This window comes from Chryseobacterium sp. HMWF035, assembly GCF_003094695.1.
In the GTDB taxonomy this organism is placed as follows: Bacteria; Bacteroidota; Bacteroidia; order Flavobacteriales; family Weeksellaceae; genus Chryseobacterium; species Chryseobacterium gambrini.
This window is the reverse complement of the sequence record NZ_QEHP01000143.1, coordinates 24,938-26,660: the sequence shown is the minus strand read 5'-3', so window position 1 is coordinate 26,660 and position 1,723 is coordinate 24,938. Positions and strand designations below refer to the sequence as shown.

General features: G+C 31.1%; 2 protein-coding genes. One reads left to right on the top strand and one right to left on the bottom strand.

The window, feature by feature from the left end; translation table 11 throughout:
* A partial coding sequence (locus DD829_RS22455) for a LytR/AlgR family response regulator transcription factor (protein WP_228408270.1) occupies positions 1-944 on the top strand: 944 nt, incomplete at its 5' end.
* A gap of 268 nt (positions 945-1,212) precedes the next feature.
* Here the strand turns inward: DD829_RS22455 and DD829_RS22450 are convergent.
* Positions 1,213-1,723: LytTR family transcriptional regulator DNA-binding domain-containing protein (locus DD829_RS22450; protein ID WP_228408269.1), on the bottom strand; the 511-nt coding region annotated here is incomplete at its 5' end.

Here is a 1,723-nt window from a genome sequence, read left to right as displayed (position 1 = left end):
TAAGTAAGAATTTTTATACGATCGAAAGGCGGGGTATTATTGTATTGTCATTTAAAATGAAGGCTCTACATAAGTTTTATAATGAATGTATAGAAAAAGCAAAATTTGAATATAACAAATCAAATGAGTTTTATTCTCAGCTCGCTTTAAAAAGAATTGAATTTAATGAAGGATATCATTATTTAGACATAAAAGATCCAAAGAAAGCAATATCAATTTTTAAAAAATCGGAACAATCAAAATACTTTAAGAATGATATAAAGAGCAATATTCTTATTGCTGATGCTTTATATAAATCCTATTCCAACATTAAAAATAGTGATAGTGCACTTTATTATTTTAATAAAAGGATGGCATTTGAAGATACACTCAAAAGAGAGGAGAACGCACTTGCTATTCATGAAATAGATACCAAATATCAAGTAGAAGAAAAAAAACGGCAAATATCCTCTTTAAAAAAAATAATAATGAATTATCAGGAAAACAAAATATTGTATTTTATTCTGATAGGTATGGTTTTCTTGATTGCCATGTATTCCTTTATAAGATGGAAAAAAGTAGACATAAGACGAAGAAAACTTGCTAATGAAAATGAGACATTACAGGTAGAGCATAGCCAAACCATCCAGGAACTTGAAAAAGTAAAGCAGCTTGTCATAGAAGACCATATTGTCTTAAAAAATAAAGCCAAGGTATATCTTAATGAGCTTTTGTATATAAAATCTGAAGATCATTACCTACAGCTTGTCACCTCAAAAAAAAAGGAATTTGTACGTGGGAAAATATCCGAAATTATTAATGAACTGCCTCCCAATTTTATTCAAATCCATCGATCTTATATTGTGAATAAAAATTTAATTATTTCTCAAACCGGAAACTCCGTATTTTTGGAAGGCAAAATAGAAATTCCTCTTTCAAGAAATTTTAAGAAAAATATTGTTTAATTTATCTATCCTGTTTTTTCTATACATTCATTATAAAACTTATGTAGAGCCTTCATTTTAAATGACAATACAATAATACCCCGCCTTTCGATCGTATAAAAATTCTTACTTATAAAACTTTTGTCTGATTTAGATGAATCATTGAATGTGAGGTTTGTATAAAATAATGATTTTACTAAAATTTTCTATTAAAATGCCCTATTTCGTGGTATTTTTTACAGTAATTGAAATAAAAATTTTAATGTCAGAAATATTTAAGATTGGAATATCATTTTTCCAATGCTTGCTTCAACTGTGTGAATTTCCCCTTTCCTAACCGAACATGAATATTATGCCTGAGGCGAAGGGCTTTTCTCTCAATCCGTTCAATGGCGTGGATATTAACAATGCAGTCCCTTTTTTTGGCAATGAAGTAAGGAACACCATGTGTTTTAAATAACTCTTCACAAAACTCCCAGGTGGCATGGATTTCATAGAACTGTGTATCTGAGAAATAGAGAAGCTTGTGTCTGGGGTGGTTTTCAGACTGGTAAATGCAGATAATCTTTTTAGGATCAATAGGAATATTCTCTTTATCGGTGGTTTTGATCCATACTGAAGGATGTTCTGAAGTCTTACCAGAATCCATAGATCCGTCTCCGGAATCTTTGCTGAAAACCGAAGGTTTAGGGGAAAGATTCCGATAGGGGCACTTTTCGCAAAATTCCCCCGAACCCCCTTTAAATCCTTGATTTTCCTTGTGCTCCGACATCGTATGCAAACATAATCCTTCCCTTTGG